At 37.8% G+C, this 26,027-nt stretch carries 16 protein-coding genes and 12 pseudogenes; 14 read left to right on the top strand and 14 right to left on the bottom strand.

Features of this window, described 5'->3' with window-relative positions:
• The first annotated feature begins 277 nt into the window (after nt 1-277).
• Together ACLKMH_RS07420 and pntB are read left to right on the top strand one after the other, a co-directional pair.
• A pseudogene (locus tag ACLKMH_RS07420) lies at nt 278-1,826 on the top strand (Re/Si-specific NAD(P)(+) transhydrogenase subunit alpha).
• A 2-nt stretch (nt 1,827-1,828) separates the two neighbouring features.
• A pseudogene (gene pntB / locus ACLKMH_RS07415) lies at nt 1,829-3,205 on the top strand (Re/Si-specific NAD(P)(+) transhydrogenase subunit beta).
• A gap of 63 nt (nt 3,206-3,268) precedes the next feature.
• Here pntB and chrA read toward each other — a convergent pair.
• The 5 genes and pseudogenes from chrA to ACLKMH_RS07390 all read right to left on the bottom strand — a co-directional run bounded on the left by chrA (nt 3,269) and on the right by ACLKMH_RS07390 (nt 6,377).
• Nucleotides 3,269-4,439 (bottom strand): annotated as a pseudogene (gene chrA, locus ACLKMH_RS07410) (chromate efflux transporter).
• Nucleotides 4,440-4,512: 73 nt separating this feature from the next.
• On the bottom strand, nt 4,513-5,031 hold the full coding sequence (locus ACLKMH_RS07405; RefSeq protein ID WP_413701460.1) for an alpha/beta family hydrolase: 519 nt from the start codon (nt 5,029-5,031) through the stop codon (nt 4,513-4,515).
• A complete protein-coding gene (locus ACLKMH_RS07400) occupies nt 4,952-5,155 on the bottom strand; it encodes an alpha/beta family hydrolase (protein ID WP_413701459.1) in 204 nt (67 codons plus the stop codon). Before ACLKMH_RS07400 ends, ACLKMH_RS07405 begins: the two co-directional genes overlap by 80 nt.
• 30 nt (nt 5,156-5,185) lie before the next feature.
• Complete coding sequence (locus tag ACLKMH_RS07395) at nt 5,186-5,602, bottom strand: FAD-dependent monooxygenase (protein WP_413701458.1); 417 nt, start codon at nt 5,600-5,602, stop codon at nt 5,186-5,188.
• Nucleotides 5,586-6,377 (bottom strand): FAD-dependent monooxygenase, encoded by a 792-nt coding sequence (locus ACLKMH_RS07390; protein WP_413701457.1) that lies wholly within the window; start codon nt 6,375-6,377, stop codon nt 5,586-5,588. The genes ACLKMH_RS07395 and ACLKMH_RS07390 overlap by 17 nt, the downstream gene beginning before the upstream one ends.
• Before the next feature lie 317 nt (nt 6,378-6,694).
• On the opposite strand from ACLKMH_RS07390, the gene miaB reads away from it, so the two are divergent.
• From miaB to lnt, 6 genes and pseudogenes are all read left to right on the top strand, one after another.
• The gene (miaB, locus tag ACLKMH_RS07385) at nt 6,695-8,116 is read left to right on the top strand and encodes a tRNA (N6-isopentenyl adenosine(37)-C2)-methylthiotransferase MiaB (protein ID WP_413701456.1); all 1,422 of its coding nucleotides are present in this window, start codon (nt 6,695-6,697) and stop codon (nt 8,114-8,116) included.
• Between the two features lie 18 nt (nt 8,117-8,134).
• Nucleotides 8,135-9,158, top strand: a pseudogene (locus ACLKMH_RS07380) (PhoH family protein).
• Nucleotides 9,158-9,630: pseudogene (gene ybeY, locus ACLKMH_RS07375) on the top strand (rRNA maturation RNase YbeY). The pseudogenes ACLKMH_RS07380 and ybeY overlap by 1 nt, the downstream one beginning before the upstream one ends.
• A 9-nt stretch (nt 9,631-9,639) precedes the next feature.
• Entirely contained in the window at nt 9,640-10,539 is a 900-nt protein-coding gene (gene corC / locus ACLKMH_RS07370) for a CNNM family magnesium/cobalt transport protein CorC (protein ID WP_413701455.1), read from the top strand.
• A 2-nt stretch (nt 10,540-10,541) separates the two neighbouring features.
• A complete protein-coding gene (locus ACLKMH_RS07365) occupies nt 10,542-11,093 on the top strand; it encodes a hypothetical protein (protein ID WP_413701454.1) in 552 nt (183 codons plus the stop codon).
• 171 nt (nt 11,094-11,264) lie between these two features.
• On the top strand, nt 11,265-12,065 hold the full coding sequence (gene lnt, locus ACLKMH_RS07360; protein WP_413701453.1) for an apolipoprotein N-acyltransferase: 801 nt from the start codon (nt 11,265-11,267) through the stop codon (nt 12,063-12,065).
• A 44-nt stretch (nt 12,066-12,109) separates the two neighbouring features.
• Here the strand turns inward: lnt and ACLKMH_RS07355 are convergent.
• The 9 genes and pseudogenes from ACLKMH_RS07355 to zapE form a co-directional block, all read right to left on the bottom strand.
• A pseudogene (locus tag ACLKMH_RS07355) lies at nt 12,110-12,524 on the bottom strand (ClpXP protease specificity-enhancing factor).
• 23 nt (nt 12,525-12,547) lie between these two features.
• Nucleotides 12,548-13,171: pseudogene (gene sspA, locus ACLKMH_RS07350) on the bottom strand (stringent starvation protein SspA); the annotation flags it as partial.
• Between the two features lie 166 nt (nt 13,172-13,337).
• Nucleotides 13,338-14,075, bottom strand: coding sequence for a cytochrome c1 (locus ACLKMH_RS07345; RefSeq protein WP_413701452.1), 738 nt, complete (start codon nt 14,073-14,075; stop codon nt 13,338-13,340).
• Nucleotides 14,075-15,353 (bottom strand): annotated as a pseudogene (locus tag ACLKMH_RS07340) (cytochrome b). The gene ACLKMH_RS07345 and the pseudogene ACLKMH_RS07340 overlap by 1 nt, the downstream one beginning before the upstream one ends.
• Nucleotides 15,353-15,941, bottom strand: a pseudogene (petA, locus tag ACLKMH_RS07335) (ubiquinol-cytochrome c reductase iron-sulfur subunit). Before petA ends, ACLKMH_RS07340 begins: the two co-directional pseudogenes overlap by 1 nt.
• Before the next feature lie 275 nt (nt 15,942-16,216).
• On the bottom strand, nt 16,217-16,741 hold the full coding sequence (gene ftnA, locus ACLKMH_RS07330; protein WP_413701451.1) for a non-heme ferritin: 525 nt from the start codon (nt 16,739-16,741) through the stop codon (nt 16,217-16,219).
• A 245-nt stretch (nt 16,742-16,986) separates the two neighbouring features.
• Complete coding sequence (gene rpsI / locus ACLKMH_RS07325) at nt 16,987-17,376, bottom strand: 30S ribosomal protein S9 (protein WP_413701450.1); 390 nt, start codon at nt 17,374-17,376, stop codon at nt 16,987-16,989.
• A 15-nt stretch (nt 17,377-17,391) separates the two neighbouring features.
• On the bottom strand, nt 17,392-17,820 hold the full coding sequence (gene rplM / locus ACLKMH_RS07320; protein WP_413701449.1) for a 50S ribosomal protein L13: 429 nt from the start codon (nt 17,818-17,820) through the stop codon (nt 17,392-17,394).
• 241 nt (nt 17,821-18,061) lie between these two features.
• Nucleotides 18,062-19,172 (bottom strand): annotated as a pseudogene (gene zapE, locus ACLKMH_RS07315) (cell division protein ZapE).
• 219 nt (nt 19,173-19,391) lie between these two features.
• On the opposite strand from zapE, the pseudogene ACLKMH_RS07310 reads away from it, so the two are divergent.
• From ACLKMH_RS07310 to rraB, 6 genes and pseudogenes are all read left to right on the top strand, one after another.
• Nucleotides 19,392-20,750, top strand: a pseudogene (locus ACLKMH_RS07310) (Do family serine endopeptidase).
• Nucleotides 20,751-20,954: 204 nt separating this feature from the next.
• The gene (pyk, locus tag ACLKMH_RS07305) at nt 20,955-21,770 is read left to right on the top strand and encodes a pyruvate kinase (RefSeq protein WP_413701448.1); all 816 of its coding nucleotides are present in this window, start codon (nt 20,955-20,957) and stop codon (nt 21,768-21,770) included.
• 22 nt (nt 21,771-21,792) lie between these two features.
• Nucleotides 21,793-22,365: a pyruvate kinase gene (locus ACLKMH_RS07300; RefSeq protein WP_413701447.1), complete on the top strand. Its 573-nt coding sequence runs from the start codon at nt 21,793-21,795 to the stop codon at nt 22,363-22,365.
• A 173-nt stretch (nt 22,366-22,538) separates the two neighbouring features.
• Nucleotides 22,539-24,809, top strand: a pseudogene (gene parC, locus ACLKMH_RS07295) (DNA topoisomerase IV subunit A).
• 3 nt (nt 24,810-24,812) lie between these two features.
• Nucleotides 24,813-25,550 (top strand): 1-acylglycerol-3-phosphate O-acyltransferase, encoded by a 738-nt coding sequence (locus ACLKMH_RS07290; protein WP_413701446.1) that lies wholly within the window; start codon nt 24,813-24,815, stop codon nt 25,548-25,550.
• Nucleotides 25,551-25,563: 13 nt separating this feature from the next.
• The gene (gene rraB / locus ACLKMH_RS07285) at nt 25,564-25,947 is read left to right on the top strand and encodes a ribonuclease E inhibitor RraB (protein ID WP_413701445.1); all 384 of its coding nucleotides are present in this window, start codon (nt 25,564-25,566) and stop codon (nt 25,945-25,947) included.
• The last annotated feature ends 80 nt before the right edge of the window (nt 25,948-26,027 follow it).

Below are 26,027 nucleotides of genomic sequence, written 5' to 3'. Positions count from 1 at the left end.
TAACACCATATAGCGTTTTCTTATATTAAGTAACGTTATCGTTGTAATAACAATGTATTTAGAGACTTAAAGGGCTAGCCTAAGAGTGCATTTTTCACTAAGATTTAATGCTTGATTCTATATTGTGACAAAACAACGAAATTGGATACAAAGTATCAGAGTTTACAATCATAAAAACTAAGAGAGATGATCCAGATCTATGTCTTTTAGTAAATAATAAGTAAAATCAATACCCTTTAATTATAACTAAGCAATCACGGACCTGACTATGCAAAATATGCAAATAGGTATACCTAAAGAAGTCCAAGAAAAAGAAAACCGCGTCGCGACAACACCAAATACGGTTCAACTGCTGATCAAGCAAGGTTTTACTTTTCTTGTAGAAAATAACGCCGGAATAGCGACTAGCTTTTCTGACCAAGCTTACACTGATGCGGGTGCCGTTATTAGTGATGATAATGATGCCCTATGGCAATCTGACATTATCTTTAAAGTTAATGCACCAACTGATGTTGAAATTGAAAAAATGAAAGCTGGGGCAACCCTGATCAGTTTCATTTGGCCAGCCCAAAACCCAGATTTACTTAAAAAACTGGAAGCTAAAAATATTAACGTGATTGCTATGGACAGTGTCCCTCGTACCTCACGTGCTCAGGCATTAGATGCATTAAGTTCTATGGCAAATATTGCCGGTTATCGTGCTGTCATTGAAGCGACCAATCAATTTGGTCGTTTTTTTACTGGTCAAATTACAGCTGCAGGTAAAGTACCACCAGCTAAAGTATTAATTGTTGGTGCTGGTGTTGCAGGTCTTGCCGCACTTGGTGTCGCTGGTAGTTTAGGCGCTATTGTACGTGCTTTTGATACTCGCCCAGAAGTAAAAGAACAAATTGAAAGTATGGGCGCTGAGTTTCTTGAAGTAGATTACGTTGAAGAAACAGAAGTAAGTACTACCGGTTACGCTAAAACTATGAGTGAAGGTTATCAGAAAGCGCAAGCTGAAATGATGGCAGAACAAGCAAAAGAAGTGGATATCATCATCACTACAGCGCTTATTCCAGGTAAACCTGCACCAAAAATCATTTCCGAAGCAATGATAGCATCAATGAAATCAGGTAGTGTTATTGTTGACTTAGCGGTGACACTGCTGGCGGTAATGCAGCACTTACCGTAAAAGATGAAATCTTTACTACTGATAACGGTGTTAAAATTATCGGTTATACCGATTTACCAAGTCGTTTACCAACTCAGTCAAGCCAACTATATTCAACTAACTTAGTTAATTTAATGAAGCTACTTTGCAAAAACAAAGATGGCCAAATTGACATTGATTTTGAAGATGAGGTTATTCGTGGGGCAACTGTTGTTAAGGGAGGCGAAATTTCATGGCCACCTCCAGCTATCAATGTAAGCGCAACAGCGAGCACCTAAAGCTGAGGTGAAAGAAGAAGCTCCCGTTGTTGAAGAAAAAGCACCTAATAAATGGATAAAACCTGCAGTAGCAGTTGTTGCGACAGGGGTTATTTGGCTGGTTAGCAAGTGTTGCTCCGGTTGATTTTCTAGCTCACTTTACCGTGTTTATGTTGGCATGTATTGTTGGTTATGGTGTTGTCTGGAATGTTGCACATTCACTACACACCCCATTAATGAGTGTTACTAATGCTATCAGTGGCATTATTATTATCGGTGCACTGCTCCAAGTAGGTAGCGACAATATTGTAGTAACCGTGTTATCTACTATCGCTATATTAATTGCAACCATCAACATTGTGGGCGGTTTTACCGTGACACACCGTATGTTGAAAATGTTCCAGAAGGATAAATAATCATGTCTCAAGGATTAATCACAGCGACCTATATTATTGCTTGCTATCCTGTTTATCGGGAGTCTGAATGGCTTAAGTAGCCAAGAAAGTGCAAAACGCGGTAACTTATTTGGCATCATCGGTATGGTCATTGCGATTGCCGCTACTATTGCGAGTGCACAAGTTACAGGCCTAGGCTACATCACTATTGCTATGGCAGTGGGTGCGGGTGTCGGCGTGCGTTTAGCTTTGAAAGTTGAAATGACCTCAATGCCTGAGCTTATTGCTATTTTACATAGCTTTGTTGGTTTAATTGCAGACCTTCATTGGTTTCAACTCTTACCTAGATCATGGCATTTTGTTAGGCGTCGCAAAAACAATCCATGATGTGGAAGTGTTTTTAGGGATCTTTATTGGTGCAGTTACTTTTACTGGTTCATTAGTTGCTTTCGGTAAACTGAGCGGAAAAGTAAACAGCGCGACACTAAATCTACCAGGTAAAAATTGGATAAATGTTGCAGTATTAGCTTCAAGTGCCTTTTTATTAGTTGGTTTTGTTAGTGGTGATTTTGGTCTTACAGCATTAATTATCATGACCGTGATCGCGCTTGCCTTTGGTTGGCATTTAGTGGCTTCAATCGGTGGTGCTGATATGCCAGTTGTAGTATCAATGCTTAACTCTTATTCAGGTTGGGCAGTTGCGGCAACAGGTTTCATGTTATCAAACGACCTACTTATCATTACCGGTGCATTAGTTGGTTCAAGTGGTGCGATCCTTTCTTACATTATGTGTAAAGCAATGAATCGTTCATTTATCAGTGTTATTTTAGGTGGATTTGGTAACGAAGAAAGTGTCTGCAGGCTCAGACCAAGAATACGGCGAGCATCACGAAACTACAGCACAAGAAGTTGCAGAGTCATTAAAGGCGACAAAAAACATCGTGATTGTACCTGGTTACGGTATGGCGGTTGCTCAGGCTCAGTACCCAGTTGCTGATTTGACTAAACGTTTACGTGATAAAGGTAAAAATGTACGTTTTGGTATTCACCCTGTTGCAGGACGTTTACCGGGTCACATGAATGTATTGCTTGCTGAATCAAAAGTACCTTACGATATCGTATTAGAAATGGATGAAATCAATGATGACTTCCCTGAAACTGATGTGGTATTAGTTATTGGTGCAAATGATACGGTTAACCCGGCGACTAATGAGCCAGGTACACCAATTTCAGGTATGCCAGTATTACACGTTTGGGAAGCTGAAAAAGTAGTTGTCTTCAAACGTTCAATGGGAGCAGGATATGCAGGGGTTCAAAACCCGCTATTCTTTAAAGAAAACTCAGAAATGTTATTAGGTGACGCAAAATCATCTGTTGATGCGATTTTGCAAAATATCTAATTTTAAGCTTTCCCTCAAAGCTTAATAATAAAAAAGGTGCTTCGGCACCTTTTTTCAACAAATTTATAACAGTAGTCCCCCGAATAGCACATACAAAATAACCATAACAATAATAGGCAACTGCAAACCTTTTAATAAATAAATACCCAGTACAACGCCAGCCATTTCAAGCGAATTATGTACTGCGCTTTGGAAAACAGGTTGATAAAGGGTTGCTAATAATAAACCAACTACAGCAACGATTAACGCCTTTTAATGCGCCAGAAATACTTGTTCTATTGGCGATATCATTCCAATTTTTTAACACAATAATAATCAATAAAAAACCAGGTAAAAAAACAGCAAGTGTCGCAATTATAGCTCCTAGAATTGGCGAAGTTTGATTAATTTCAAAACCTAAAAATGTAGCTAGGGTAAACATCGGTCCAGGTACAGCCTGCGCCGTTGCATACCCCGTTAAAAAAACATCAGCACTGACTTGTTCACCTAAAATATTTTGCAATAAAGGTAAAACAACATGTCCTCCACCAAACACTAAACTACCTGCTTGGAAAAAATCATTAAATAGATCTACTTCCTGTTTAAGGTTTTCACTTAGATTAGCCAGCAGAGGTAATAACAATAATAAAGCAAGATAAATAAATAGAGGTGGCAAACTTAATAGTTGCCATAGGGATAATTTACTTTGAGGGTTTACCATTGAATTCTTAGATTCAATTAAATAAAGCTTTCCTATCATTGCCGCAAAAATCAACACGCCTATTTGTGTTAATAACGAGGGTATTAGTAATAATATCAATGCTGTCACTACCGCTAAAAATAAGGTTAATTTATCGCGACAAAAATTATTGAACATGCCCCAGGTCGCGTCAATCACCACAATCACGGCTAATATTTTTAAACCAGCCACAATAGAATGCCAAATGCTATTATCCGTTAAGGCACTACTCATGCTTGCAACCACTATCATCAATATGATTGAAGGTAGTGTAAAACCTAAGAAAGCGACAATGCCACCTCCAATACCAGCGCGCTGATAACCAATTGAAAAGCCAACTTGGCTAGAGCCTGGCCCCGGCAAAAACTGACTCAATGCAACAAATTGTGTGTATTGTTGATCCGTTAACCAGCCTTCTTTTTCTACAAATACTTGTCGAAAATAACCGATATGAGCGACAGGGCCTCCGAAACTAACCCAACCTAATGCGAAGAACTTCATAAAGATTAATAGCATAAATATCTCTTAAAAAATAAAAAGGAAATATAATAATAAAAATCTATGACTGATATATGACAGCGCCTGATACTTAGCTAAGGGTTTCTTTAATAAAACTAGCTAAGTGTTGAATTGTTTTTTGTATGTGTTGTTGATGAGTAAAGCCACTTTTTACTCTCGGTTTTAAATCATGATCGCCATCTTCTAACCATAACCACTCAATTTCTTTCGGTAAGTGGTAGCTTTCAACTTCCTCGAATGATCCTAACTTATCTCTTGTTCCTTGAATGATTAATTGTTTCTGTTTCACCTGAGGGAAATGCTCAATGCGTAATTTATCTGCTTTTCCACTCGGGTGAAATGGAAAACCTAAACAGGCAACGCCTTTAACCTCTGATAAGTTATTTTCATCACTCATAGAAGCAACCAAACTTGCCATTCGCCCTCCCATCGATTTACCACCAATCACCATAGAACGATTTTTTTGTTGGCTTAACGCTATTATTTGTTTTTCAAATTGTGCAATTAATTTAGGAGCGCGTTTCTGGTGGCCTGCGAGATCCCGTTTCGAGGCGAATTTGCATATAATCAAAGTTAAAACGAGCGACACAAATCCCTTGTTCAGCTAATCCGAGTGCAATCGTCTGCATAAAGTTCGAATTCGAAGTCGCACCTGCGCCGTGAGTAAATAAAAATAGAGGTCCATCACTTGGACCATCAAAATAAAATGCCATAAAACTCCTTAAATAAAGATGAGTTGCGATTTATAAGCCCATTGCATATTTCATCACTTTATTTTTTAATTGACCGCTATGTTGCGCACCAAATAAAACCATCTTACGTAGGGCTCTAACTACCCCAAGATTACTTTTGCTACCTTTATAGAAAACATCCATTGCTGTTTGCATCAACAAGTTATGTGGTTTGCGCAACATTTGATAACGTTTTAAAAGTGTCGCCATAGGTAAGTCGCTACTATGCACTAATAAATCAACTAGACATTGCACATCTTTAAACCCTAAATTAACCCCCTGCCCTGCAAGTGGATTAATGGTATGCGCCGCATCGCCTAATATGACAGTTCGCCCTTTAAAGTATTGCTGAGCATGACGTCTAATTAATGGAAAGGCGCCACTATCGAGCACATCAAAATCAAAGGGTAATTTAGGAAACTCTAACAATAGTCTGCTTTTTTAACTGTGTATTATTAAGAGAGAGCAATTGCTTTATTTTTTCAGGACTGTGATACCAGACTAAACTTGCATTATCCCCCGCTAACGGTAAAAAAGCACAGGGGCCAGTTTCTCGAAACTCTTGCCAAGTAATACCTCTATCATCATTAATTTGATTGCTGGTATTTACTTTATGCTGTTGTTTATCCGTTTTAATATTTATTAGCATACAGTGCTGACGATACTGCCATGCCGTTACGCCGATATCTAATAAACGCCTGGTTACCGAATTGGCACCATCACAACCAATCAATAGTTCAGCATCAATGACTTGTTGGTTATCTAGGGTCACAGTCACTTTTTCAAGATCTTGCTTTATTGATAATAATGTTCTTTTTTCATGGAGAACAACGTTATCTAAATCTTTAAGGGATTGCCATAATACTGCTTGCACCAAACGGTTTTCAGCAATATAACCCAAGGCTTGTAAATCTAACTCTTTGCTATCAAAACTAAGTTTGTGGCTACCACGTTCCCAGGTTTGCAATCCATGATAAGCACGTAAACGCGTTTGTGGTAACTTATCCCAAACACCAGCTTGTTCTAATAATAATTTACTTTGTGCACTAAAAGCCGAAACTCTTAAATCGAAGGGGCTATCTAAATCAGGGATATCAGGCGCTTTTTCAATAAGATGAATAACAAAACCTTGTTTCGCAAGTAACAGGGCTGTTAACGCACCAACCATGCCACCTCCAATAACGATAATTTGTCTGTTAATCATTTTTGTTCCTTCTTTTAAGGCTTATTAATTTATCTTATGCAATAAAAATTGCGACTAATCTCAAACAATTAAAATTATTATTTTAGGCATTATCAAAGATGCTTTTATGTTGTAAATTAAGTAGATATAAAGATTCTTCGTGGTAAAAAATTTTAGCTATTAGATTATATTATCAACCACGTCCATTGTACTGAATTCAAGCATAAACAAACAGTAGCAAGTTAGCCATGATATGCGTAAAATGTGCGCTCTTTTATTTATTACTCATATAACTTAAGTTTACATGAGTATTTAGCATTACAGATGAGTTACCTATTATGAGCTTAAAATTACACGTCAAAACCTGGGGCTGTCAGATGAATGAGTATGATTCATCAAAAATGGCCGAACTACTTAATTCAACTAATGGTTACGTATCTGTTGATGAAGCAGAAGATGCCGATGTAATTTTATTGAATACTTGTTCTATTCGAGAAAAAGCACAGGAAAAGGTATTTCATCAATTAGGTCGCTGGAAACAATTAAAAATCGAAAACCCTAAGCTGATTATTGGAGTAGGTGGTTGTGTTGCATCCCAAGAAGGTGATGCTATTCGTAAACGTGCACCTTATGTTGATATTGTTTTTGGGCCGCAAACCCTGCATCGCTTACCTGAAATGATCAAGCAAGTAAAATCAGACTCTGCTTCCGTGGTTGATGTTAGTTTTCCTGAAATTGAAAAATTTGATGCATTACCTGAACCAAAAGCTGATGGTGCAACTGCATTTGTTTCTATCATGGAAGGTTGTTCAAAGTATTGTACTTTCTGTGTAGTACCTTACACTCGAGGTGAAGAAGTCAGTCGTCCTCTTGACGATATTTTGCTTGAAATAGCACAACTTGCAGAGCAAGGTGTACGAGAAATTAACCTATTAGGTCAAAATGTAAATTCATATCTAGGTGCAACCTTTGACGGAGACCATTGTTCTTTCTCTGAACTACTGCGTTATGTTGCCTCTATTGATGGTATTGATCGCCTGCGTTATACCACCAGTAATCCAATCGATTTTGATGAAGATATTATTGATGTTTATCGTGACACCCCTGAGTTAGTTGACTTTTTACATCTACCTGTACAAGCAGGATCAGATCGTATTTTAGGATTAATGAAACGTGGCCATACTGTTGAGCAATACAAACAAAAAATTGCAGCACTAAAAGCGGTTCGCCCAGCTTTGACGTTAAGTTCTGATTTTATTGTCGGTTTTCCGAATGAAACCGATGATGATTTCCAACAAACAATGGAATTGATCAACGAAATAGGTTTTGATACTAGTTATAGTTTTGTTTATAGCCAACGCCCTGGTACTCCAGCGACTGACATGCCTGATGATGTTTCATTAGAAACCAAAAAACAACGTTTAGCTATTCTGCAAGATAGAATCACTCAAAATGCACAGCAAATTGGACGTCGCATGGTCGGCTCTGTACAACGTATTTTAGTTGAAGGGCCATCACGTAAAAATATTATGGAATTATGTGGCCGTACGGAAAACAATCGTATTGTGAATTTTGAAGGTGACCATCGCTCAATTGGCGGGTTTGTTGATGTGGAAATAACGGAAGTACATAAAAACTCAATCCGTGGTAAATTTATCCGTGGCGAAAATGAAATGAATTTACGTGAATCCATTCGCCCAAGTGATATAGTAAACAAGAAAACTGAAAACTTAGGTGTACATACGTACACGCCAGCTTAATTATAAGGTTTGACAACGTTGACAAATAATTTAACAACAGTACATCTCGACTTAGTGCTCGCAGGATAGTGACCGTTTAGCGGTTTTGTGTGGCCCATTTGATGACAATATCAAACAAATCGAGCGACGTTTAGGTTTGGAAATTGTTTATAAAGACTCACATTTTCAAATTATAGGTGAATCTCGTTATGCACAAGCTTGTAATGATCTATTAAAAGACTTGTACATAGAAACACAACCTATCAAAGGCAAAGCGACGACATTAAACGATGGTGATATTCATCTTGCATTGCAAGATCTTATCTCTAATCATCGTCTACTTGAAGTACGTTTAGAGGAAGCCAAAGTTGGCACTCAAAGCCTGACGATCAAAACAAAACGTGGCGTTATTAAGCCTCGTGGCGAAAATCAAAGTCAATATGTTAGTAATATATTATCCAATGATATCAGTTTTGGTGTTGGCCCAGCGGGAACCGGTAAAACATATTTAGCTGTTGCCTGTGCTGTTGAAGCATTAGAACGCCAAGAGGTTCGCCGTATATTATTAACTCGTCCAGCCGTTGAAGCGGGCGAAAAATTAGGTTTTTTACCTGGTGACCTTTCCCAGAAAGTTGATCCTTATTTACGTCCTTTATACGATGCATTATTTGAGATGCTTGGCTTTGAAAAAGTTGAAAAACTGATTGAGAAAAATATCATTGAAATAGCGCCATTAGCTTATATGCGTGGACGAACTTTAAATGATGCCTTTATCATATTAGATGAAAGTCAAAATACCACTATTGAACAAATGAAAATGTTCTTAACTCGTATTGGCTTCAACTCCACGGCGGTAATTACAGGTGATATCACTCAAATAGATTTACCTAATCATCAGAAATCAGGTTTGCGCCATGTCATAGAAGTGCTTAATGATGTGGAAGAAATAAGTTTCAGCTTTTTTACTGCCGAAGATATTGTTCGCCATCCAGTAGTTGCGCGTATCGTAAACGCATATGAAGCCTTTGATCGTAAGATGGAACTTCAGGCGAATAAACACTAATGGAACTGTATGTTGATCTGCAAGTTGCAACCCAAGATGAACTATCCTTACCTGAAATAAGTGATATTGAAAAATGGGTATCGCAGGCCATTAGTGCATCAATAGCCACACCACGTGATGAGGCGGAGCTTACAATACGTATTGTAGAACTCGAAGAAAGCCAGCAACTCAATAATGATTATCGAGGAAAAGACAAACCAACCAATGTACTGTCATTTCCTTTCCAAAACCCACCGGGATCACGTTACCTTTACTCGGTGATCTGGTAATCTGCAAAGCTGTAGTTGAACAAGAGTCGACCGAGCAACATAAAAAGCTAAAGGCGCATTGGGCACACATGATAATTCATGGTACTTTACACTTACTTGGCTACGATCATATTATTGAAGAAGAAGCGGTTGAGATGGAAAACTTAGAAACTGAGATATTAGTTGAACTCGGTTTTCCTGCCCCTTATAACGAACATGAGTAAACACTAGCAATGGCAGAACCACATTCTACCAACGAGCAGGCCAAACCAGGCTTGCTCGACAAAATTGGCAACCTCTTCCAAGCAGAGCCAAAAAATAAAAACGAATTATTAGAGTTAATTAATGGCGCTAAAAAACGTGAATTAATTGACCAAAAAACCAAAGAAATGATCAAAGGTGTGTTAGATGTATCTAACATGCGAGTGCGTGATATTATGATCCCTCGCGCTCAAATGGTAACACTTGGTTTACAACAAAGTGTTGAAGAGTTCCTACCTATTTTGATTAATTCTGCACACTCTCGTTTCCCAGTTATCACTGAAGATAAAGACCACATTGTTGGCCTTTTATTAGCTAAAGACCTGATCAGATATGGTTTTAATTCTGAATCACAGGGTTTTAAAATTGAAGATATTCTTCGCGAAGCGGTGGTTGTACCTGAAAGTAAGCGATTAGATACATTACTTAAAGACTTCCGAAGCCAACGTTATCACATGGCTATTGTTGTTGATGAGTACGGTGGTGTTTCCGGATTAGTAACCATCGAAGATATTCTAGAAGTCATTGTTGGTGAAATCGAAGATGAATTTGATGATATCGATGTCGCTGAAATCAGAAAAATAGGCAAACGTACCTATGCCGTCAGTGCCTTAACAAACCTCGATGATTTTAATAATTACTTTGGCACAAAATATAACCTTGAAGACCAAGATACTATTGGTGGATTGATCATTCATCGCCTTGGTCACCTACCAGGACGAGGTGAAAGTATCTCTGTAAATGGTTATAAATTTAAAGTAATTAACGCGGATAATCGTCGCTTGATACAATTACAGGTAAGGATCCCAAAAGAGTTAAAAAAATTGAAGAATAGTGTTATTTCTTTTTTGATAACTGTACTAAAAAAGTAGCAATGCAAGTTTTTCTTGCCATGCTACTGGGTGCAATTCAGGTTTTTGCCTTTGCACCTTTTCAGCAGTGGTGGGTACTCTACCCTTCCTTGATTGGTCTCTTTTTACTTCTGCAACAAATAGATAAAAGTAGCAAAAAGTTTTTCCTGATTAGCTTCTGCTTTAACCTCGCAATGTTTGTAGCAACCATCCATTGGGTTTATGTCAGCATGGACTTATTTGGTGGCATGCCCAGTATTGTCAGCGCTTCACTAATCCTATTGCTTTGTGCCTATTTAGCTATCTTTCCTAGTTTAGCAATTTGGGCAACTATGCGTATTAAATTTGCCTCAACTTGGCAACGTTATATGCTTATCTTGCCAGTATTCTGGTTATTAATGGATGCATTCCGTGGTTGGTTTCTAACAGGCTTTCCTTGGGCTTATCTCGGTTATAGCCATGCAGATACTGCTCTTATAGGTTTTGCGCCTATACTTGGTGTTCAAGGGCTTACATTAGCTATTTTATTAATTAGTGTTGCATTAACATTTATTATTCAAAGAAAAAATTATTAATTAATTTTTTAGTTATTATCGCTATTTTAAGCAGTGGCTATGCTTTACAAAACCTAAGATACACCGATTTACAACCCGCCATAAAAGTCGCACTTGTTCAAGGCAACATAGAATCAGAACAAAAAGTGGCTACCCAAGCACCTCTACCCTTCATTATTTAAATATTTAGATTTGAGTGAAGCTGGCGATAATAGCGATCGTGAAAATGAACTTATTATTTGGCCTGAATCTGCAATTGCAGGGCTTGAAATCGATATGCAACGCTTTTTACAGCCATTATCAGAAGAACTTGAGATGAAAGGTAAAACCTTAATGTCGGGTATTATCGAGTACGATATCAACACAGATGAATACCATAATGCCATCATTATGTTAGGGCAGTTGCCGATTGAGGTAAGTTATTCACAAACAAGTACGAACCGCTATCGCAAGCATCATCTTTTGCCCATTGGTGAGTTTGTTCCCTTCGAAAACCTATTACGCCCCTTAGCCCCCTACTTTAATTTACCTATGTCGAGTTTTCATCGTGGTGATGAAGTGCAAAAAAATCTAACCAGTGGCTTAGCGACTTTTGCTCCGGCATTATGTTATGAGGTCGCCTTTCCCGAATTATTACGAAAGAATATTTTACAAGAAACAGGTGTATTATTAACATTAAGCAATGATGCTTGGTTTGGAAGCTCTATCGGGCCTGATCAACACTTACAAATTGCACGTATGCGTGCCATTGAATTCGCACGGCCGATGCTACGAAGTACTAACAATGGCATTACTGCAATTTATGACGATCAAGGCAAAGAACTCGGCAGGCTAGCTTCTAATACAGAAGGTGTTTTACGTCAAAAAGTTCAACCCGCTTTTGGTTTTACCCCTTACCAGCGCTTCGGTTCAACTCCCCTGCACTTATATTGTTTATTGGTTATAATACTTACATTAACCTTAAACTATCTAAAAGGGCATAAAAAAACCTAGCAAAGCTAGGTTTTATATTTTCTAGAGCGGATCTTAATCTGCTATTACTTAACGATCTTCAATCCAGCTCGATTTTCTTTAGCAGGTTTTGATTTCTTAGGTTCTGTTTCAGCCTTAGGCTCTACGCTGTCATTTAAGGCGAGCATAGGCAGGCTCTTCAGGGAACATAGTACCAGCACCATTTTCTCGAGCATAAATCCCTTCAATCGCGTAAATAGGAATATAAACCTGAGTAGGCTGACCAGAGAAACGCGCATTAAATGCAACAGCATCATCATCCATAGAAAATTGCACCACAGAGCCAGGTGAAATATTTAAAACAATTTTGCCATTTTCAACAAACTGTTCTGGCACTTCTACGCAGGATTGAGTTGCATCCACAATAATATGTGGCGTACATTCACTGTCTACAATCCAGTTATAAAATGCTTTTAGAAGATAAGGGCGTTGCACTAACATGCTGTCCATAACCTGCTCCGTTATTATAAGCCTACGCGAATTTCACGTTCAGTTTCTGTCATTGATGCTTGGAATGATTCACGTTCAAAAACACGAACCATGTAACTCTTAATGCCAACATGATCCATTCCTAAGTCAATTTTAAGCTCAGGTAAACGCCATAGTAACGGTGCCATATAACAATCAACCAGCGTGAAGTCTTCTGACATAAAATATAAGAAATGGTCAAAAATTGCGACTACTTCTAATATTTTATTACGCAACATAGTACGTGCAGTGGCGACCTTTTCCACATCATCTGACATGATCACAGCAACAAGTGGGTACCATTCTGTTTCAATACGTTGCATTAACAAACGACTTTTTGCGCGTTCTACAGGATAAACAGGCATAAGTGGAGGATGAGGAAAACGCTCATCTAAATATTCCATAATAATGCGAGAATTATAAAGTACCAACTCGCGGTCAACTAATGTTGGCAGTTCACTTTTTGGTGTTAATTCAGCAAGTTCTGCAGAAGGATTTTCATCATCAACATAAGTAATTTCTACATTAACGCCTTTTTCAGCTAAAACAATACGTGTTTGATGGCTATACAGATCTGATGCACCTGAAAAAAGTGTCATTACAGATCGTTTATTTGCGGACTACTGCCATTTGTTAACCCCTAGTTTATGTAAATTGAATAATACTCATTAGTAAATGAATATTGAGTTTTATTTCTTTATAAAAGAAAAAAGGCAATGATGACTGTTCACCATTGCCTATGTAAATCAAATCAAGCTATTCCCTCAAAAGCTGAGGGAAGCACGATTAATGAATATCGCGCCAGTATTCTTTCTTCAATAAGTAGCTAACAATAAACAGAATGAATAAGAATGCTAAAACCCACACCCCCATACTTTCGCGTTCTAACTTGTTTGGCTCACCAGCATATACAAGGAAGTTTACCAGATTTAACACAGCTTCGTCATACTCATCCGATGACATCTCACCAGATTCATCACTTGTTAGAGCAACAACCGTTTTGTGTTCAACACCATTTTCATCTGTAGTCACTTCGTAAGTTGGTGTTGCAATACCTTGTAATTCTTCAAGTACATGAGGCATACCTACATCAGGAAAGGTAACATTATTAACACCAAAGGGACGTGCTTCATCTACATAAAATGAACGTAAATAAGTATAAATCCAATCTGCACCACGAACACGAGCAACAAGTGTTAAGTCTGGAGGTGTTCCACCAAACCACTTAGCGACTTCTTTTTTATCCATACTGTTATGCATTAAATCACCAATTTTACTGTCCGTAAAAATGAGATTATCTTTCATTAACTGTTCTGGAATATCAAGGTCCGCGACAACACGCCCATAACGTTGGTAACCCGTTGAATGACAAGCTAAACAATAATTCATAAATAACTTTGCACCGCTTTGAAGAGATGCTTTATCTGATAAATCATAATTCGCTTTATCAAGGTGTACGTTGCCACCTGCGGCGAAAGCAAATAACGGTAACATAGCCACTAAGGCGATCATTAATTTTTTCATTAGTGTGTCAACCTCGTTGGTAATGGCTTAGTTTTTTCATTTTTACTGTAAACCCAAAGCGCGATAAAGAATCCAAAATAACCCACTGATGCAACCTGAGCAATCGTTGTTAATAGTGGTGTTGCAGGTAATGCACCTAACACACCCAACACGATGAAACAGATTATAAACTGAGTAATGTTCAATTTATGTATCCAACTACGGTAGCGTATTGATTTAACTTTACAACGATCCAGCCAAGGTAACAGGAACAGGATCGCAATCGAACCGCCAAAGAACACAACACCAATTAACTTATCAGGAATAGCACGCAAAATCGCATAATAAGGCGTGTAATACCATACTGGCGCAATATGATCAGGTGTTTTCAAACCATTTGCGACTTCGAAGTTTGGTGGCTCAAGGAAGTAACCGCCCCCTTCTGGAATGAAGAAAATCACAGCGACAGAAACAGATTAAGAAAAACGACACACCCATAATATCTTTTACAGTGAAATAAGGATGGAACGGGACCGCATCAACGATATCTTTCTTTCCACTATATTGCTTATGGAAAGTGAATTTACCTTTTTCTTCCTCTGAGGCGGAACCTTTTTTGCGTTTAATCTCAACACCATCAGGGTTATTTGAACCAACCTCATGAAGTGCAACGATATGCAAGAAAACCAGACCAACTAATGCAAGTGGTAATGCAATAACATGTAGAGCAAAGAAGCGGTTTAGCGTTGCACCCGATATAACATAGTCACCACGGATCCAAAGCGTTAAATCATCACCAATAATTGGAATCGCACCAAATAAAGAAATAATAACCTGTGCCCCCCAGAAAGACATTTGTCCCCATGGTAATAAATATCCCATAAATGCTTCAGCCATTAATACTAAAAAGATTAACATCCCGAAGATCCAGATAAGCTCACGAGGCTTCTGGTATGAGCCGTAAATTAATCCACGGAACATATGAAGATAAATAACAACAAAGAAAGCTGACGCGCCTGTTGAATGCATATAACGTAATAACCAACCAAATGGCACATCACGCATAATATATTCAATAGAAGCAAAAGCGCCTTCTGCTGATGGATTATAATGCATGGTTAACCAGATCCCCGTTAGGATTTGGTTAACTAATACTAGCATTGCTAACGAGCCAAAGAAGTACCAAAAGTTAAAGTTAACAGGTGTAGGATATTGTGCTAGATGTTTATTCCACGTTTCCGTCATTGGAATACGTGAGTCAACCCAGTCGATCCCATCTAATACTAATTTTTTAAGCATTAGGCATCTCCTTCATCAAGGCCAATAAGAATCTGCGTCTCACTCACAAAGTAATGTGGTGGAATAACAAGATTTAACGGAGCAGGTACATTTTGGAATACACGACCTGCCATATCAAATTTAGAACCGTGACATGGACAGAAGAAACCAGATTCTACCCCTTCAACTTGCTCAGAAAATGAATCTGGTAAATAGGTTGGAGAACAACCAAGGTGAGTACAAATACCAACAGCAACAAAAAGATCATCTCGCAAAGAACGTAACGCATTAGTTGCATATTCAGGCTGTTGTGCTTGATTTGATGCTGGATCGCGTAATTTACTATCAAGTGTTCCTAACTCATCAATAACTTTTTGAGTACGAGAAACTACCCAGACAGGTTTACCACGCCATTCAACTCGAATTAACTGCCCAGGTTGGATTTTACTAATATCAACTGTAACAGGGGCTCCTGCCGCTTTGGCTTTCTCACTTGGGCTCCAAGATTTCACGAAAGGAACTGCAACAGCGGCACCCAACTGCACCAACAACACCCGTTGTCAGTGTTAGAAACTTGCGGCGACCAGAATTATCAGGCGCATTGCTCATTTAACCATCTCCATTGGAAGTTACAAAAGTAACCCATTAAAAATAAAACTGTGAAGTGCGAGATCCAGATCATTAAGTTAAGACTCTCTGGCACACAAAATCTCGCTGAATTCTAAAGAAATCGCAGTAAATTTACAAGCTATTAACATTACTTTTACGATGGATACTGGATAAAAGCATAGCTAAATTGACCATGCTCTCATTAAGGAATATTTAATAGCTTGAAATATTAGCGGGCGTTGAACCCACTAATAAACGCTAAAGAGCAATATTTATTATGCTGGTGAATCCATGATTGAAGTTGAACCGGTTTTTGCTATTTCAGCTAAGTCCTTATCAACCCAGAATAACGCTTTACCATCTTCACCCACTAACTCTATTTTATCTAAGATACCTTTAAACAATTTCTCTTCTTCGTGTTGCTCAGCAACATACCATTGTAAGAAATTAAAAGTTGAATAATCGTGAGTTGTAAATGCAACATGAGTTAGTTCATTAATTGCTTTAGTAATTAAGCACTCATGATTATAGGTTTCGGTAAAAACTTCTTTAAGTGACTTAAATTCGTGAGGAGGTGCATCGATTGATCCTAGAATAGGTAATGCCCCTGTTTCACTGACATAGGTGAATAATCGATTCATGTGGGTCATTTCTTCGGTTGCATGTTCTCTCAGTAAGATAGCGACTCCTTCGAAGCCACGATCTTCACACCATGCACTCATTTGCAGATATAAATTAGAAGAATAGAACTCTAAGTTTATTTGTTCATTTAGTTTTTCTACCATAGTTTCGGCTAGCATATTTTTCTCCAATTAAATTTAATACCTATAACCTTAAACTTTATTAACCTTATAAGCAAAGCAGTTATAGCTATTTTAATAGGTTTATTTTTATCACGAGTAAGCAACAATAGGGATATAACGAGGGAAATCAAATGCAATTACAAAGAGCGGTGAAAAATAGAGGCAAACAAAAGTGTTGATTAAATTAAAGGCAAAAAAAGCCCAGATAAACTGGGCTTTTTTTGCAATTCGTAAACGTAATATTAACGTTTTGAGAATTGTGGACGTTTACGTGCTTTATGTAAACCAACTTTCTTACGTTCCACAGTACGTGAATCGCGTGTAACAAAGCCAGCTGAACGTAGTTCAGAGCGTAACGTTTCGTCAAATGCCATTAACGCACGAGTGATACCTAGACGGATAGCACCAGATTGACCAGTAGTACCACCACCTTTAACAGTGATGTTAAGGTCGAATTTTTCTAGTGAGTCAATTAACTCTAATGGTTGACGAACAACCATACATGCAGTTTCACGACCAAAGTATTCATCGATATTGCGTTTGTTGATAGTGATTTGACCACTACCCGCTTTCAAAAATACACGAGCTACAGAGCTCTTGCGACGACCAGTGCCGTAGTATTGATTTGCCATTGTTTTATATTCCTATTAGATGTCTAAAACTTGTGGTTGCTGTGCAGAATGTTGATGCTCAGTTCCAGCATAAACTTTCAATTTACGGTACATTGCTCGGCCTAGTGGACCTTTTGGTAACATACCTTTAACAGCTTTCTCAATAACACGCTCAGGAGCACGTTCGATAAGATCTTCAAAGTTAATTGATTTAATACCACCGATGAAACCTGTGTGGTGGTAGTAGACTTTACCTTTCGCTTTATTACCAGTTACAGTAATTTTCTCAGCATTTACAACGATAATGTAATCACCAGTATCAACGTGAGGAGTGTATTCCGCTTTATGTTTGCCACGTAGGCGTAATGCGATTTCAGTAGCTAGACGACCTAAAGTTTTACCTTCAGCATCAACTACAAACCACTCGCGTTTAACGTCAGCTGGTTTAGCAACAAATGTTTTCATTAAGTTATACCCAAATTAATGATTTAAAAAAATATGATAAGCAATTTTGCTCATCAAAAATGTGTTTTAGCCTTTTGTATCCCTTCGAATACGTCAAGCGTAATCAAATCCACCATATAAATTTTGGGGTGTGGATAAGGTGGGCGGCGAGATTATACAGAAATGCGAAGGATAGATCATCCCTTTATTCAAAAAAATTTAATATTTTTAATAGAAGGGATGTTAAGCAGGATGTTACCCCTTAAGACTCAATATGATGTGCATTTTGTAAGTATTCTTTGCTTTGCATTTCTAAAAGTCGGGAAACACAACGTTGAGATTCAAAGGCTAATTTAGTACCACAATATAAGTTATATACATCAACATTAGCAGAGATAATTACTACAACATGGTGATTATAGAATTCATCAATCATAGCAATAAAACGTCTTGCCATATCATTCTTGTGATCGTCCATCTGGGGCACATTAGTTACAATGATAGTGCGATACACAATCGCTAACTCGATGTAATCAGCAACGGCTCTCGGCCCATCACATAGGTTGGCACATTGAATTAATAAAGTATCTGCACTATAAGCACTTGTTGCTATTTCACGACCATTAATCATTAACGCTTTATTGTAAACTTTCTCACCACAGGCTAAGCGTTCAAATGCATCAGTAACGAGAATAAGCGCTTCATTATCAAGTGGGTAATGATAAATTTCAGTCTCTATCAGACGATCTAATCGATAGTCTTTACCACCATCAAGGTTAAATACTTCACAATGAGACTCAATTAAGTCAATAGCAGGTAAGAAACGAGCACGTTGTAACCCGTTTTTATAAAGATCTGAAGGTTGAATGTTAGAAGTCGCCACTAAAATGACCCCTTCTGCAAATAATGCCTCAAACATGCCAGCAAGAATCATCGCATCGGTAATGTCATCAACGAAAAACTCATCAAAGCAGATAATATCCGTTTCAGTAGCAAACTTTTTGGCAATTTTAACTAATGGATTTTTTTCACCAGCCAACAATCCTAACTCTTCATGTACGCGTAACATAAAATGGTGAAAATGCAGTCGTGATTTGCGTTTAGTTTCAAGGCAATTAAAGAAAAGATCCATCAAATAGGTCTTACCGCGTACCTACACCACCATAAAAATACAGACCTTTAATATGACTGACCTTAGGCTCTTCACGTTTCATAAGACGAGAAAATAATCCCGAGGGAGCTTTACTTTCAGAAGGTTTATTTTGCAAGTCTTCAAATAAACGTTGTAAATGATTAATTGCTTGAGCTTGTGAATCGTCAGCGAAGAAATTTGGTTTTTGTAGATCGACTTGGTATAGAGATAAAGGAGTCACAGTTAGCTTCGCTCATAAAATAAAGTACTATTTAGAATGATTTGACTATACCCGTTTGCATTAAAAATGCAAAGTACCAGAAGCGATTGCATTGATTATCCTATTAAGTGTCACTATATAAAAAATGAGGTCAAAATTATTTTGCCTAGAACTTTTAGCTTAGTTGAAAGTCTATTTACCATAACCCTTTACGAAAAAATATAAGATAAGGACACTGTGATGAAAAATAAATCCCTCTCTCTATTACTACTGTTTAGCCTGTTTAGCTTTCAACAGGTCGCCTTGGTCGCATTGCCTTTTTTTTCGGAGGATACTCCAACATTGGCGCCATTAGTTGAAAAAGTCAGTCCTGCAGTAGTCAATATTTCCGTTTCTGGAAACCAACGTTCACAATCATCAGTTAATGATCTCATTTGAATTCTTCAATCAACAACGACCACAGCAACCTAAACAAAAATTTGTTGGCTTAGGCTCAGGTGTGATCATTGATGCATCCAAAGGTTATATCATCACTAATCATCATGTCATTGATAATGCTGATGATATAAAAATAGAATTAAAAACCGGGCAAATTTTAAATGCAACAGTAGTCGGTCAAGATCAACAAAGTGATATTGCCCTATTACAAGTCGATATTGCTGAGAATAAACATATCAAACTAAGTGAAATCCCCTTTGCGAATTCAGATAAATTAAGTGTTGGTGATTTTGTGCTTGCTATCGGTAACCCTTTTGGCCTTGGCCAAACAGTTACTTCCGGTATTATCAGCGCACTCGGGCGCAGTGGTCTTAACCTTGAAAACTTAGAAAACTTTATTCAAACCGATGCTCGCGATTAATAGCGGTAACTCTGGTGGTGCGCTAGTTAATCTTGAGGGTGAGCTGATAGGTGTAAATACTGCTATTTTAGGTCCAAATGGCGGTAACATTGGTATTGGCTTTGCAATTCCTTCTAATATGATTAACAACTTGGTTGAGCAACTGATACAACATGGTGAAGTTCGTCGTGGCGTATTAGGCGTTCGTGGTGGTGAAATCACCCCAGAATTGGCAAAAAGTTTTGATTTAGACTCACAACATGGTGCTTTTGTTTATCAAGTCAATGAAGGGTCAAGCTGCTGAAGAAGCCGGCATTAAACCAGGTGATGTGATTGTTGCAGTCAATAATAAGAATATTAAAAGCTTTGCCGAATTACGCGCTAAAGTAGGTACACTAGGTAGCGGTAAGAAAATTAACTTAGAAGTCATTCGAGATGGAGATAGCTTGATGCTTGAGGCTGTTCTGCAAGCTTCTCAAGAACAAGTTCAAAAAATCAAGAAAGCTAGATTATTACACCCTGCATTATCCGGTGCGACATTAGAAAATGAACCTCAAAATCAAGGTGTGAAAATAGCTGAAGTTATAGAAGGCTCTATGGCAGAAAGATATGGTTTGCAAACATCTGACATTATTATTGGTATTAATCGAGCCAAAATAAATAATTTGGATGATTTACAAAAAGTCATCGATTCAGTGCCATCCTTAATTGCGTTAAATATCAAACGAGGAGAGCAGTCTTTATATATCATTTTAGAATAACAAAATGATTAACCATAATTAAAAAGAAAAAATGTAATAAATTTTCAAAATAAATACAAAAAGTGAAGAAAAATGATCATAAATCATTTTTTCTTCCTTTTTTTCTTGTAAAATGGGCGCCAAGTAAATATGGATATCAAAAAGATTAAAAATTTTTTTATAAACTTGTAAGAAAACAACATAATCACTCTTGGAGAAAAGACGGTGAGAAAAACTAAAATAGTATGTACGATCGGCCCTAAGTCAGAATCAAAAGAAATGTTAACCAAGCTTGTTGAAAACGGCATGAATGTAATGCGTTTAAACTTCTCTCATGGTGATTTCGAAGAACACGGAACTCGTATTACTCGAATTCGTGAAATAAGCGCTGAAACTGGTAAAAACGTAGCTGTACTTTTAGACACTAAAGGTCCTGAAATCCGCACTGTTAAACTAGAAAATGGTGATGATGTTCTACTAACTGCAGGTCAAGAATTTACTCTTTCTACAGACCAAACTATCGTTGGTAATAACACTATCGTTGCGGTAACTTACGAAAACCTAACAAACGACTTAGCAGTAGGTAACACTGTATTATTAGACGATGGTCTAATCGAAATGACAGTTAAAAGCATCACTGATACAAACGTTGTTTGTGAAGTAATGAACACTGGTGAGCTAGGCGAAAACAAAGGTGTTAACCTACCAGGTGTTAAAGTTCAACTTCCAGCACTATCTCCTAAAGACAAAGGCGATTTAATATTTGGTTGTGAGCAAGAAGTTGATTTCATCAGCGCATCTTTCATTCGTAAGAAAGAAGACGTATTAGAAATTCGTGAACTATTAAAAGCGAATGGCGGCGAAAACATTCAAATTATCTCTAAAATTGAAAACCAAGAAGGTGTTGATAATTTCGATGAAATTCTAGCTGTTTCTGATGCAATCATGGTTGCTCGTGGTGACTTAGGTGTTGAAATTGCTGTTGAAGAAGTAATCTTCGCACAAAAAATGATGATCGCTAAAGCAAACGCAGACTCGTAAACCAGTTATTACTGCAACACAAATGCTTGATTCAATGATCAAAAACCCACGTCCAACACGTGCAGAAGCGGGCGATGTGGCAAATGCAATCATCGACGGAACTGATGCAGTAATGCTTTCTGGTGAATCAGCTAAAGGTAAATACCCTGCTGAATCAGTAGAAATCATGGCATCTATCTGTGCTCGTACTGATTCTACTATTCCAGCTAAAACAGATGATAGAAAATCAATCCTACGTGTAACTGAAGCAGTATGTAGCGGTGCAGTAGATAACGCTGAACAACTTGATGCAAAATTAATTATCGTTGCAACAAGTGAAGGTAAATCTGCACGTTCAGTACGTAAATATTTCCCATCAGCACCGATTTTAGCACTAACTAGTAATGCTAAAACTCGTCAACAATTAACCTTAACTAAAGGTGTTTCAGCTAAAGTAATTGAGCAACAAGAATCAATGGAAGCTTTCTACCAACTAAGTATGGATCTTGCTAAAGAGCAAGGTTTAGTAGTTGCTGGTGATAAAGTAGTGATTGTTTCTGGTGCACTAGTTGCTTCTGGTACAACAAACTCTTCAGCTGTTCACGTTATTGCTTAAGCGCTAAAAAACAGAACTCGCTAATAAAAAGCACTGCCTCGGCGGTGCTTTTTTTGCTTAAATTTTATCGTTCAGCCATTTCATTTTCACAAATCCTATCGAAATATCACTAATTCATGTACTTATTGCGCTATACTCAGTTTTTTCTTTTTCGATTAATAGGGCCATAAAAGATGAGTGAAACCTTAGATTTAAGCTTGCAGGGTATCGAACAATTACCGCTTGCTAAATTTACTGAAGATGCCTATTTAAACTATTCAATGTACGTCATTATGGACAGGGCTTTACCGCATATTGGCGATGGCTTAAAACCAGTACAACGACGTATTGTTTATGCGATGTCTGAGTTGGGCTTATCGGCGCTTTCTAAACATAAAAAATCAGCTCGTACTGTAGGTGATGTATTAGGTAAATATCACCCACACGGTGACAGTGCTTGTTATGAAGCTATGGTGTTAATGGCACAGCCCTTTTCATATCGATATCCTCTTATAGACGGACAAGGTAACTGGGGAGCCCCCGATGATCCTAAATCCTTCGCGACGAATGCGTTATACAGAGTCGCGTTTATCTCAATTCTCGGAAGTATTGCTTTCTGAAATAGGCCAAGGGACAACTGATTGGAAACCTAATTTCGACGGCACGATGAAAGAGCCGGAATTATTACCAGCACGCCTCCCACATATTTTATTAAATGGTATCACAGGTATTGCTGTGGGAATGGCAACTGACGTCCCCCTCATAATGTCAGAGAAGTTGCGGAAGCCTGTATTCACCTTATCGACAACCCGAAGGCGGATTTAGAGCAAATAATCGATATTGTGCCAGGTCCGGATTACCCCACTGAAGCAGAGATCATTTCTCCACGACATGAAATACAAAAAATATATGAAACAGGTCGTGGCAGTTTTAAAAGTCGTGCTGTATACAATGTTGAAGATGGTGAAATTGTTATTACAGCCCTACCTCACCGTGTTTCAGGTGGCAAAATATTAAAAGATATTGCCAAACAAATGGTCGATAAAAAGCTTCCTATGGTTGCTGATCTTCGTGATGAATCGGATCGAGACAACCCTACTCGTTTAGTCGTTGTTCCTCGTTCAAACCGCGTTGATTTAGAAGCTTTAATGCATCACTTATTTGCATCAACCGATTTGGAAGTTAATCATAAAGTAAACCTTAATATGATTGGCCTTAATAAACGTCCACAGGTAAAAGGGTTAGTTACCATATTAACCGAGTGGCTAGTTTATCGTAAGGAAACCGTACGCCGACGTTTGCAATTCCGTCTTGATAAAATTGAAGCAAGATTACACCTTTTAGAAGGCCTTTTAATCGCCTATCTTAATATTGATGAAGTGATTGAAATTATACGTACCTACGATGATGCTAAAACGGAGTTAATGACGCGTTTTAATTTATCAGAACGTCAAGCACATGCCATTCTAGAAATTAAGCTACGCCAGCTCGCTAAATTAGAAGAAATTCAAATTAGATCTGAGATGGATGAACTTAGCGAAGAACAGAAAAAACTAACATTATTGTTAGGTTCAGATCGACGCATGAATACCTTAATCAAAAAAGAAATCAAAGCTGATGCGCTTAAATATGGTGACGATAGACGCTCACCATTAATTGAACGTTTAGAAGCAAAAGCATTAACAGAAAAAGAATTAATGCCAAGCGAATCAATCACAGTGGTACTCTCTGCACAGGGTTGGGTACGTTCAGCAAAAGGTCACGATGTTGATCCTATTAGCCTAAGTTATAAGTCTGGTGATAAATACTTATGTAGTGCAATGGGGAAAAGTAACCAAAGTTGTATTTTTATTGATGCAACGGGTCGAGCTTATTCACTTGATGCTCATTCGTTACCATCGGCTCGTTCACAGGGAGAGCCTTTAACCGGTCGCTTTAATCAGAATGATAACGTGCCTTTCATGAATGTATTGATTGGTGATGATGATGACCGATATATTATAGGCGACGATCATGGTTATGGCTTTATTGCTAAATTCAGCGATATTAATAGCCGTAATAAAAATGGTAAAGCACTTATTAATCTTGGTGAAAAAGCATGGTTAATGCCCGCACAAAAGCTTAGCAACAATGAAAAAGATCTCTGTTTGACCATTAGTAATGAAGGTCGTATGTTAGTTTTTCCGGTTAATAGCTTACCAAACCTGAGCAAGGGTAAAGGTAATAAAATGATTAACATCATGGCGGCAAAAGCGACTAAGCGAGAGGAGTTTGTTACTATATTAAAAATAGTTCCAGAGGGAGGTTCTGTTACCTTGCATGCCGGTAAACGTAAGTTAACACTTAAACCAACTGATTTAGCACATTACCAAGGAGAGCGTGGCCGTCGTGGCAGTAAATTACCAAGAGGACTTCAACGTGTTGATAAAGTTGAAGTCATTACAGAGTTAGAAGAAGAGAATTAACAAATGTTATTGATTATCCGTTTTATCATAGTTGCAATTGCAGTGATATTTATGAGTGTTTATGCATTATTTTATTGTGCGTTAAGCCCAAGAAACCCCAAAAACAACCAACATTTTGCACTTTTATTTAGTAAGTTGGCCCCTGTTTTTGGCTTAAAAGTTACTTATCGCATTCCAGATAGCGCTAAAAATGCAGGCTCTTGTGTTTGTATTGCCAACCACCAAAATAATTACGACATGGTAACAACTACGGGTTGCGTTCAACCTGGCACAGTTACCATTGGTAAAAAAAGCTTAGTATTAATCCCTTTCTTTGGCATTATTTATTGGTTAACGGGTAATATTCTTATTAACCGAGATGATCAGAGTAGTGCCAAAGAAACCATTAAAGATGTGGTTGGGCAAATGCAAAGCAAAAACCTTTCAGTAATGATCTTCCCTGAGGGTACACGTAGTCGTGGCCGTGGTTTGATGCCTTTTAAAATGGGGGCATTTCATACAGCTTTACAAGCTGGGGTAAACATCGTTCCCACTGTTATTTCTAATACTCATGGACAAGTGAAATTAAATCGTTGGAATAATGGAGAGGTGATAGTTGAAACGCTAGAGCCAATTGATATCAGCCAATATAAAAAACGTGAAATCCGTCGCTTAATGAATGATGCACATACACTAATGCTCGAAAAATATAATCAACTTAATGAAGAAGTTAAACGCCCTGATAGTAATACAGTTGGTTAAGGAAAAACTAAACATGACAGATAATAATTCAACCCCAGAAACCTTAAGCCAAGCAGAATTATTGCAAGAGCTTGCCGATGAAACACAGGATATTGTGGAGGCTATTTTAGAAGATGGTAGTAACCCAAATGCCATTTACATGATTGAACACCATATTTCATGTTCTGACTTTGACCTTTTAGAAAAAGCCGCAGTTGCCTGTTTCAAAAAAGGCTATGAAGTGACTGATCCAGAAGAACTTGAACTAGAAGATGGTTCAATTATTTTAGCCTTCGATGTGGTTGTTGAAATGAATCTAGATGAACAAGCTATTTTTGAAGATGTTGAAAAACTGTTTTTATTAACACAATCATTCGGTATTGATTACGATGGTTGGGGCACTTATCCAGAACAATAAATAGCTTAGCCTGAGTATTCAGATGCAACAAAAAAAGCCCATTTAAGTTATCACTTAAATGGGCTTTTTAATTATGTTTA

This window comes from Psychromonas sp. KJ10-10 (assembly GCF_047323245.1).
In the GTDB taxonomy this organism is placed as follows: Bacteria; Pseudomonadota; Gammaproteobacteria; order Enterobacterales; family Psychromonadaceae; genus Psychromonas.
This window is presented reverse-complemented; position numbering and strand designations above follow the sequence as displayed.

What these genes read in the sequence shown, in the direction of transcription:
- ACLKMH_RS07400 (WP_413701459.1), bottom strand. Translation starts at nt 5,155, where the DNA reads ATGGCATTTTATTTTGATGGTCCAAGTGATGGACCTCTATTTTTATTT.
- ACLKMH_RS07345 (WP_413701452.1), bottom strand. Translation starts at nt 14,075, where the DNA reads ATGAAAAAATTAATGATCGCCTTAGTGGCTATGTTACCGTTATTTGCT.
- rplM (WP_413701449.1), bottom strand. Translation starts at nt 17,820, where the DNA reads ATGAAAACATTTGTTGCTAAACCAGCTGACGTTAAACGCGAGTGGTTT.
- ACLKMH_RS07290 (WP_413701446.1), top strand. Translation starts at nt 24,813, where the DNA reads ATGTTATTGATTATCCGTTTTATCATAGTTGCAATTGCAGTGATATTT.
- ACLKMH_RS07390 (WP_413701457.1), bottom strand. Translation starts at nt 6,377, where the DNA reads ATGATTAACAGACAAATTATCGTTATTGGAGGTGGCATGGTTGGTGCG.
- ACLKMH_RS07365 (WP_413701454.1), top strand. Translation starts at nt 10,542, where the DNA reads ATGCAAGTTTTTCTTGCCATGCTACTGGGTGCAATTCAGGTTTTTGCC.
- rpsI (WP_413701450.1), bottom strand. Translation starts at nt 17,376, where the DNA reads ATGGCAAATCAATACTACGGCACTGGTCGTCGCAAGAGCTCTGTAGCT.
- ftnA (WP_413701451.1), bottom strand. Translation starts at nt 16,741, where the DNA reads ATGCTAGCCGAAACTATGGTAGAAAAACTAAATGAACAAATAAACTTA.
- ACLKMH_RS07300 (WP_413701447.1), top strand. Translation starts at nt 21,793, where the DNA reads ATGCTTGATTCAATGATCAAAAACCCACGTCCAACACGTGCAGAAGCG.
- miaB (WP_413701456.1), top strand. Translation starts at nt 6,695, where the DNA reads ATGAGCTTAAAATTACACGTCAAAACCTGGGGCTGTCAGATGAATGAG.
- rraB (WP_413701445.1), top strand. Translation starts at nt 25,564, where the DNA reads ATGACAGATAATAATTCAACCCCAGAAACCTTAAGCCAAGCAGAATTA.
- corC (WP_413701455.1), top strand. Translation starts at nt 9,640, where the DNA reads ATGGCAGAACCACATTCTACCAACGAGCAGGCCAAACCAGGCTTGCTC.